General features: G+C 60.2%; 9 protein-coding genes and 1 tRNA gene. 3 read left to right on the top strand and 7 right to left on the bottom strand.

Features of this window, described 5'->3' with window-relative positions; translation table 11 throughout:
• Positions 1–47 precede the first annotated feature (47 nt).
• From rplA to AC1DX5_RS23720, 6 genes are all read right to left on the bottom strand, one after another.
• A complete protein-coding gene (gene rplA, locus AC1DX5_RS23695) occupies positions 48–746 on the bottom strand; it encodes a 50S ribosomal protein L1 (RefSeq protein WP_465169681.1) in 699 nt (232 codons plus the stop codon).
• Between the two features lie 4 nt (positions 747–750).
• Positions 751–1,182, bottom strand: a complete 432-nt coding sequence (gene rplK, locus AC1DX5_RS23700; protein ID WP_332714652.1) for a 50S ribosomal protein L11 — start codon at positions 1,180–1,182, stop codon at positions 751–753.
• Positions 1,183–1,305: 123 nt separating this feature from the next.
• Positions 1,306–1,842 (bottom strand): transcription termination/antitermination protein NusG, encoded by a 537-nt coding sequence (nusG, locus tag AC1DX5_RS23705; RefSeq protein WP_332714654.1) that lies wholly within the window; start codon positions 1,840–1,842, stop codon positions 1,306–1,308.
• A gap of 15 nt (positions 1,843–1,857) precedes the next feature.
• Positions 1,858–2,055, bottom strand: coding sequence for a preprotein translocase subunit SecE (gene secE, locus AC1DX5_RS23710; RefSeq protein WP_465169680.1), 198 nt, complete (start codon positions 2,053–2,055; stop codon positions 1,858–1,860).
• 163 nt (positions 2,056–2,218) lie between these two features.
• The gene (locus AC1DX5_RS23715; RefSeq protein ID WP_465169679.1) at positions 2,219–2,875 is read right to left on the bottom strand and encodes a hypothetical protein; all 657 of its coding nucleotides are present in this window, start codon (positions 2,873–2,875) and stop codon (positions 2,219–2,221) included.
• Positions 2,876–2,994: 119 nt separating this feature from the next.
• Positions 2,995–3,071 (bottom strand) — tRNA-Trp (locus tag AC1DX5_RS23720).
• Between the two features lie 288 nt (positions 3,072–3,359).
• Between AC1DX5_RS23720 and AC1DX5_RS23725 the strand changes: the two genes are divergently transcribed.
• The 3 genes from AC1DX5_RS23725 (at position 3,360) to AC1DX5_RS23735 (ending at position 8,860) form a co-directional block, all read left to right on the top strand.
• Positions 3,360–4,619, top strand: coding sequence for a site-specific integrase (locus AC1DX5_RS23725; protein ID WP_478017740.1), 1,260 nt, complete (start codon positions 3,360–3,362; stop codon positions 4,617–4,619).
• 637 nt (positions 4,620–5,256) lie between these two features.
• Positions 5,257–7,734 carry a TonB-dependent receptor gene (locus AC1DX5_RS23730; protein WP_478017742.1) on the top strand — a complete coding sequence of 826 codons (2,478 nt, stop codon included), beginning with the start codon at positions 5,257–5,259 and terminating at the stop codon, positions 7,732–7,734.
• Positions 7,735–8,050: 316 nt separating this feature from the next.
• Complete coding sequence (locus AC1DX5_RS23735; RefSeq protein WP_478017744.1) at positions 8,051–8,860, top strand: IclR family transcriptional regulator; 810 nt, start codon at positions 8,051–8,053, stop codon at positions 8,858–8,860.
• Between the two features lie 11 nt (positions 8,861–8,871).
• Here AC1DX5_RS23735 and AC1DX5_RS23740 read toward each other — a convergent pair.
• On the bottom strand, positions 8,872–9,106 hold a 235-nt coding region (locus tag AC1DX5_RS23740; RefSeq protein WP_478017746.1), incomplete at its 5' end, for a 2Fe-2S iron-sulfur cluster-binding protein.

Raw genomic sequence — 9,106 nt, forward strand, 5'->3', positions numbered from 1 at the left:
AGGGCCGGGGTTTCCCCCGACCCTTCGCTTCAGTTCTCAGACCCGGATCAGACCGCGGTGACGTCCGCAGTGTCGACCTTGATGCCGGCGCCCATGGTCGAGCTGATCGCGACCTTGCGGACATATTTGCCCTTGGCGCCCGACGGCTTGGCCTTGACGATCGCATCGACCAGTGCGTCGAAATTGGCGCGCAGGTCTTCGGCCGGGAAGCTCGCCTTGCCGATGCCGGAATGGATGATGCCGGCCTTCTCGACGCGGTACTCGATCTGGCCGCCCTTGGCTGCCTTCACGGCTTCAGCGACGTTCATCGTGACCGTGCCCAGCTTCGGGTTCGGCATCATGCCCTTCGGGCCCAGGATCTTGCCCAGGCGGCCGACGACACCCATCATGTCCGGGGTCGCGATGCAGCGATCGAAATCGATCGTGCCGCCCTGGACGATCTCCATGAGATCCTCGGCACCAACGACGTCGGCGCCAGCCTCACGGGCTTCGTCAGCCTTGGCGCCCTTGGCGAACACGCCGACGCGGACAGTCTTGCCGGTGCCCTTGGGCAGGGTGACGACGCCGCGGACCATCTGGTCGGCATGGCGCGGGTCAACGCCCAGGTTCAGCGCGACTTCGATCGTCTCGTCGAACTTGGAGGTCGCATTGGCACGGGCCAGCGCGATCGCTTCGTCAATGCCGTGCAGCTTCTCGCGATCGATCGCGGTGGCGAGGGTCTTCGCCTTCTTGGTCAGCTTTGCCATTGTATCAGCCCTCCACCACTTCGAGGCCCATCGCGCGGGCGGAGCCTTCGATGATGCGGGTTGCCGCGTCGATATCGTTGGCGTTCAGGTCCTTCATCTTCGTCTCGGCGATCTGGCTCAGCACGGAGCGCTTGATCTTGCCCGCGGTCAGCTTGCCCGGCTCCTTTGAGCCTGACTTCAGGCCAGCCGCCTTCTTGATGAGATAGGACGCCGGCGGCGTCTTCGTCTCGAACGAGAAGGAACGATCCGCATAGACGGTGATGACCGTGGGAAGCGGCGTGCCGACTTCCTGGTCACCGGTCTGCGCGTTGAACGCCTTGCAGAATTCCATGATGTTCACGCCGCGCTGACCCAGGGCTGGGCCGATCGGCGGGCTGGGGTTGGCCTTGCCGGCCGGCACCTGCAGCTTGATGTAACCTGTAATCTTTTTTGCCATGACTCACTCTCTTTCAAGTTTAGCGGTCCAAGCGGCTTTTGACGGCCTCCCGCACTTCACAGTGTCCCCGCGACGGCGGGGACCCAGACTGGGCTCCCGCCTTCGCAGGAGCACAATTTCTTCTTACTTCGCGCGCTCGACCTGTTCGAACTCGAGCTCGACCGGGGTGGCGCGACCGAAGATCGACACCGACACCTTGACGCGGCTGCGATCGAAATCGAGCTCTTCGACGATGCCGTTGAAGCTCGCGAACGGGCCGTCGAGCACCTTCACCGAATCGCCGATCTCGTAATCGACCTTCATCTTCTGCTTCGGCGCGGCGGCTGCTTCCTCCTTCGAGTTGAGCATCCGGGCCGCTTCGGCTTCGCTGATCGGCTGGGGCTTGCCCATCGATCCGAGGAAGCCTGTCACCTTCGGCGTGTTCTTCACCAGGTGATACACGTCGTCGTTCATGTTCAGCTTGGCGAGCACATAGCCCGGCATGAACTTGCGCTCGACCGCGATCTTCTTGCCACGACGGGCTTCGGTGACGGTCTCGGTCGGGACCTCGATCTGCTCGACGAGCGCGTCGAGGCCCATGCGGGTCGCCTCCGCCATGATCGAGTCGCGCACCTTGCCCTCGAACCCGGAATAAGCGTGAATGATGTACCAGCGCGCCATGTTTCTATCCAAAAATCAGTTCGCGAGGCTTAGCAGCAGCTTGACGATCGCCTCGAAGATCGTGTCGATCCCGAAGAAGAAGATCGCCAGCAGCGTCGTCATGATCATGACCATCACGCCGGTCATGATCGTTTCGCGCCGCGTCGGCCAGACGACCTTCTTGGTCTCTGCCTGCACCTGCTTGATGAACTCTAACGGTGTCGTCTTCGCCACGCTGCTCAGCTCGCTTTTCAAAACGCACGAGATCGAGGCATGGAGCCGCTGCCCGGTCCCAAGGAACCGGCGCCGTCCAATCCTCGATTTCGGATTGACCGCGCAGATAACCCCGGCGCGCCGGGAAAGCAAGAGAGGCGGGGTCGTTTGCGGACGTGTCCCGCTATCGGTCTCCTTCCTCGGGCAGGCCCTTGATCTTCCGGCCGAGCACAGAGTCGCCGATCTTCTCCGGCACGCCGAACACTTCGTCCTCGGGGTGGGCGGCCCAATACGCTCTGCCGTTCATGTTGATCACCGTGACCCGACCCAGATTGAGCGGAATGAGCGACTGGGTGAAACTGCGCGGTTTCTTCATCAGCTTTTTGTCCTCGACCACCACGAGGCCTGCCCGCCGTGCTGCCTCGGCGACGAAATGCACGCAGTTCCGGTTATTGAGATTCCAGCGCGACTTTGGTCCGTTCCATTCCGCTATCATCGCCTTGACGGACTCATATTGCGCATCCGTGAGACGAACGGAGAATTGCGCTTCGCTAGCGCGGATGTAGCTTTTGGGAGTAATGTCTACATGAGCCTTCACCGACGCAAATAGCGCCATCGGTGTGGTAGAATTGACCGTAAAGCCATAGCTCGTGTCGACCACCTCGCCACTCGAATCGGCCACACCCTTCAGGGTGACGAAGGCGTGCGGGAAATAGGTGGTGGTATCGTGCGACCAAAAGATCATGCGAACGTCAGCTCGCGCCTCTCCCGAGACGATCGCCAGTACCAGCACCAGCCCGGCAAGGCTCCGCCGCAAGCCCGTGGTCAGCTTTTCCAGCATGGTGCCCCCTTTTTTGTGTCGGCTCCTCATTCGCAGAGCCGCGACCGGGGGAGCAAGGGGAAACTGCGGTTGTCCACATCCCGAGCGACGTGACTGGCAAACGCGGGAGGATGGGGAAGTGGCAGGGGAGCTCGGACTCGAACCGAGGGCCTTCGGTTTTGGAGACCGACGCTCTAACCAACTGAGCTACACCCCTGTGCGGCTCGCGCATCTAGCGTGGTGGGCCGGACGGGGCAAGAGCGAACCCAGTGCGTCACACGCTGGGATCGTATAGGCATCTGAAGTACAACGAGAAATTGTCGACATCCGAACTTTATCGCCGCTCTAACCGAGCGGCTTCGGAGGTACGGCCATTGCGCACAAGCTACGCGTCTCGACCCAGAGCTTGTGACACAACAGGACATTTTCGGACCAGCAAGGACGCTTCTTGTGCCCGAATTGTGCCCGTGAAATTGGACGTGATCTCGCTTCGAGAGAGCGCACAATGGGAACGAAGATCAGCTTTAACCCCAGTACGTTAGACAAATTGCAGGCGGGCCGATTGGCAGACCCCCAGACGCCGGGATTGTACCTTGAAGTCCATACGGGTCACGACCGCACCACGAAGGTTTGGAAGTATCGTCGACGGGTGGCCGGACGAAAACCGGCGCGGTCACTAAAGGCGACGCTCGGGGGATACCCAATCCACAGCATCGCCGATGCTCGCGCCTGGGCCGTCAATCTGAATGTCTCGGTAGAGCAGGGGGTCGACCCGGCCGATGCTGCACGCGCCGAGCGCGCGGCGCACACCAAGGTGGCTGATGCTCACGCGCTCTACATGGTATCCGTAAAAAGCGGCCTTCGTCGCAAGCTCAAGCCGCGGTCGATCCGCGGCAAGGAGCAAATCTGGTCATGTGACATGGAGCGCCAGATCGGAAAGCGAATCCTTCAGGAGCTCACTGATGACGATCTTTGGTCGCTCGTCCTTAAGAAAGGCAAGACGGCCCCTATCCGGGCGAACAGGCTCGCGGCGGAACTGAAGGTATTCATGAAGTGGTGTGCGGGACGGCCGGGCAAGGAAGCCGGGGTCATCCTGAAGGCGAATCCAGCCACTACACTCGAGGCCAACTATTTTCCCTCCGCCCCCCGTTCCAGGCACCTGAACCATCAAGAACTGTGTTGGCTCCTTCAGGCGCTCGCGTTGGAGAAGCGCCTCTATCAGCGCGCCGTTCTGCTCCTCTTGCTGACCGGATGCCGGAAGGAAGAGGTCTTGGGTGCCGAGGCGAGCGAGATTGCTGGTGACGTGTGGTCGATCCCTCCCGAGCGGACAAAGAACAGTCTTTTGCACCGCATCCCCCTGGCGCCGTGGGGCAGGTCGCTGACGGCGACCAACCGCGTCTGGCTGATCCCTTCCTCTCGGAAAGAGGGGCCGATGATGGCGGGTTGGTACAAGGTTCTGGCGCGAATCCATCGCAGGATGGAGGAAATCGCTGGAAGAACGATCGCCCACTTCACCTTTCACGATCTGCGCCGGACAATGCGCTCCAACACGAAGAGGCTGAAAATCGATTTCGAGACGGCCGAAGCGATGCTGAACCACAAGAAGAAGGACCTGGAGGAAGTCTATGATGGCTATGATCTCTTTGACGAGAAGCGCGACGGGTTTGCGCGGTGGGAGTCTTTCCTGATCGGTCTCGCCCTAGGCGCTAACGTGTTTGAGGCGCTTTCCATTCCGGGTGAATCCAGACCGTCTTTCGATGGATAGCACGGCTTTCCAGCCAGTCTTCGACTTCGATCCTTTTGAAAATCGGAGAGCCGCCAGGACGCATCTCAGTGGGAAAAGATGCGTCCCGCCTCGCGCGCAGCCTGTAGAGTTGCCGGACAGACATGCAGGCCAGGTCCGCAAACTCCTCGAGATTGATCGTCGGGCGATCCCAATAGCGTTCGCGTAGCACCTGCGGATTGTCCCGATGTCTTTCGCGCACATCATTCGGGAGTGGCCATTTCAGCAATATGGCAGGCAACGAAGTGCCTCATTTCGTGCAAATTGGCCAACTCTGCTCGGTTTGCGCACACCCTTCCGGGCAGCGACGAGTTGGCCGGCCATGTCTGGTGATGACGACGAGAAATCCTGCCGTCGCGATTGGTCGCACTCACTCGCGCCGCCAAGGGCAGGCCCCGGAACGACCGACGGGTCAACCGCAGAGCGTGAGTCCGCCAATGAGCGTCGTCGTATAATAGAAATTTCTCATCCATGAAAAAATAAAAGACATTTGTGAAAACAGATTGTCTTGCGACACGCGCGAAGCTATTCGGCGTGCGAAGCCTACATAGCCCGGGACGCGCTCATCGCGCTGATCGGGTTCAAAAATAGGCGACTCATTCCGAGATAGGGAGGTACAATGAAGGGCCATCAGCCGGTACGAGTTCGCGGCCACATTTTCGCGCGCCGAGCGCTTTCGTCGACATCTGTAATCGCCCATTCCGCGATGTTTCTGACAGCTGGATTGGCACTATGCGGCGCAACTCCGGCTGCCGCGCGAGACCAGGTGACTGCTGCGCCGATTGCCGCACCTGCGAACCAGGCTCCCCCGACAGAGCAGGGCAATTCGGCTGATGGCCAGATACAGGACATCATCGTCACAGCGCAGAAGCGAGAGGAGCCGCTCCAAAAAGTCCCTGTGTCGGTTCAGGTGGTCTCCGGCGCTACGCTGCAGAATCAAAACCTCAACAGTCTGACGGACCTGTCCCAGGTCGTCCCCCAGTTGCACATCGTGTCTGCGGGCAACCAGCAGGGTCAGACCATCGCCATTCGTGGTATCTCCTCCGGCGCACGTAACTCATCCTATGATCAGTCGGTCCCTGTCTTCGTCGATGGCCTTTATTACGGCCGGTCGGTGGCAACGCAGGCGGCATTCCTGGATATCGACCACATCGAGCTTCTTGCCGGACCGCAAAGCACCTATTTCGGCAACAATGCAGTCGGCGGAGCGCTGAGCTTGCAGACCAAGAGGCCCGACGACCATTTCGATGGCTATGCACGTGCGCTTTATGGCTCCTACGGCGCATATGCGGTCGAGGGAGCGACCAGTGTACCGGTGAGCGAAACCCTGGCCGTGCGTCTCGCGGGCACCGCCAACGGGCAGACTGGCTGGATCTACAACGTGAATACGCGAGAGAAAGCGCCGGGCATGCGGAATTACGCGGGTCGCGGCACGGTGGTCTGGAAGCCGACGAGTGATTTCGATGCCATCCTGAAGGTCGAGGGTAGCTCGAACAAAATCACCGGCGCCTTCAATCAGACTCCCTCGCAGTGGACGTTGTGCCCGCCGCCGGTCGGCGTGCCCAAAGTCAGTAATTTCTGCTCGTATGTCGTTGCCGCCAACGCCGCGAGCCCGGGGTCGGCCCCGACTGGCTTGGACAATAACCTGAACTCAGGTTTGGCTGGCCAATTCGCGCTGTTGAAAACCAACACCGATGAACTGACCATGGATTATCATGCCGGTGACCTGACCTTCACATCAGTCACCGGTTACCTGATCCTCGACTCTCATGCGGATGAGGACAATCCCTCGGTTGGAAACCAGTGGTTGACGACGCAGGTTGTTCAACAGAAGTATCGGCAGTTCAGTCAGGAAGTACGCATAGCGTCATCTACCGACAAACCAGTAGACTTCATCATCGGTGGTTATTATCAGAGAGATACCCTTGATTCGTCCGTAGAGGGGCTGACGCCATACTTTAACCCGACTCTGGCGACTCTTCATTTTACCGGGCCGACACCTGCTGGATACTTGTTCACATATACGCAGAAGGAGTCCATCCTGTCGGGCTTTGCCGCGGTGAACTGGCACATCACGAAGCAACTGACGTTGAACCTCGGCTTTCGGGCGAGCCGCGTTCACAAAGACTTTGTCGGCAATGTCTCCTTTGGACAGGCGACGGGTCCGTTTGCGCCGCTCGATGATGTGTACACGCCCGCGCAACAGGTGTTTCTGGGCCAGTTTCTCGGCGCGCCGGGCACCTTTCCTTATGCGCGCACTGACAAGGCCGCGCTGCCATCGATCGGGTTGCAATATCAGGTGCAGCCTCAGGTCATGCTGTACGCCAAATATACCCGCGGCTTCCTGGCGGGCGGCTTCTCTTCGACGACATTTGCTCCTTTGACGAGCATTTCAGGGGCGACCGTCGAACCGACCTTCAAGCCCGAGTTTGTGAACGCCTACGAGGCTGGCGTAAAAGCCAAATTGTTCGGGAACCGCCTTCTCATCAACCTCGATTATTTCCGGCAGGATTTTAAGGATATTCAGGTCAGCGCGCAGATCCAGCTGCTGGCGGGAATCTATACCAGCGCTGCGGTAAATGCGGGCGGTAGTCGGTCACAAGGCGTGGAACTGCACGCGCAGTGGGCGCCGACATCGCGCCTCCGTATCACCGGAGATGTGACCTATCTGGATGCGCACTATACCGATTTTCCCAATGCGCCGATCACGTACGGACAAAATGCGTTGGTGCCAAAGCCGGCATTTCAGAGCCTGAACGGCAAGCCGCTCGACTTTGCGCCCAAGTGGAGCGGGTCATTCACCGGTGAGTATAGTGTTCCGATAAGAGGCTTTCGTCTGACGGGCGCACTCAGCCCGATCTTTACGACATCCTATTATAACAGCGTGGGCACTGACGACCCGTTGTTCCTAATTCCGGGAAGTGTCCGGCTGGATGGCAAGATTACCCTGGAAGATCCTTCGCACCGTTGGGCGCTTGACCTGATCGGAAAGAACCTGACCGACAGGATCATACCCCTGTCCTTCGGCAGCAACACCACCTCGGGCGGTAAGGAAGAACCCAGGAATGTCGCTATTCAGGTCCGCTATCGCTGGTGAGATCGCGGGCCGCAGGACTGGTGGGTGGTGCTCATATCTCGCTTCGCACCGCAAGCCCACCAGTCGGCCTGGTTCGGACGGGAGGACGATCGCCACCCACCTGTTTTTTCAGCCAGCAAGATTGAAGATTGCTGCCCGGAGTTCGAGGGAGTTTTGCCCGTTGTCGGGGTGTGGTGAGCGTGGGTGTGCCGGGGTGTTTGCGAGAAGGCGAACGGGGTGCCGGCGGGCCGGGGAGTGAGTGGCGGACAGGGCGGCGCCTGAACAAGGGATCGAGATTGGCCTTCGCAAATGCGGCGCAATCCTTACAATGAGGACCATGATGGTTCCTGAATCGAGCGAGGGCGCAGCGAGCGTCAAGTCGGCGCAACGTGTCTTGTCGATCTTCCGCTATTTCGAAAAGGGTCGCGAGCCGCGCACCCTGTCGGAGATATCGCAGGACCTTGGCTATCCGGTGTCGAGCACGCTCGCGCTGCTGCGCAGCATCCACAAGCTGGGATATCTGACCTATAATATCGAGACGAAGAGCTATTTCCCGAGCCTGCGTTTTGCGCTGCTCGGGCAGTGGATTCCCGAACGGCTGTTCGAGGGCGGCGGTGTCGTCAAGATGATGGAAAGCCTGGCGATGGCGACCCAGGAAACCATTTTGCTTGCGGTTCAGAGCGGCCTCTACATGCAACAGGTTCATGCCGTCGAGACGATGCAGCCCTTGAGCTATCGCCCGCCCAACGGGACACTGCGCCCGCTGCTCAAATCCGTGCCGGGAAAGGCCCTTCTCAGCCGGCAGTCCGAAGCCCAGGTGCTGAAGGTGGTGGAGCGGTCCAATGCCACGCAGCATGGGGGAAGAGAGGAGTACAAGGCCGCGACGGTGCTGAAGGAACTGGCCCAGGTTCGTCGTGATGGCTATGCCTTTGCCGCCAGCGTGTTCACCCCCGGGGTGTCGAACCTGGCGGTCGCGCTCCCGGTCCGGGACGGTGATCCGCCCATGGCGATCTCGATCGCCGGCCCGTCGAGCCGCATGAGCCGGGCCGCCATCCCGGGCTTGCTGAAGCATATTCACGAAGCGCTGGAGGCGATGGAGCTTCCCGAGGTGACGGAGCCCGCAGAGGAGCCGGTCTGGCCGGACTGATCGGACGCCGGCTAATATTGATCTGAGGGCAGGTGCACGACGAGACCGTCGAGCTCTTCTGTGAGGACGATCTGGCACGCAAGGCGGCTATGGGCGTTCGGCTCGAACGCAAAGCGCAATGTGTTGCGCTCACGCGAGGACGCCGTGCCGGTCACAGCAGCCCAGGCCTCATCGACATAGACCTGGCAGGTCGCGCAACCGCCGTCCCCGCCGCACGCCGCCAGGATCCCCGGCACACCGTTCACG

The sequence above is a fragment of the Sphingomonas sp. P2_B6 genome (genome assembly GCF_056404755.1).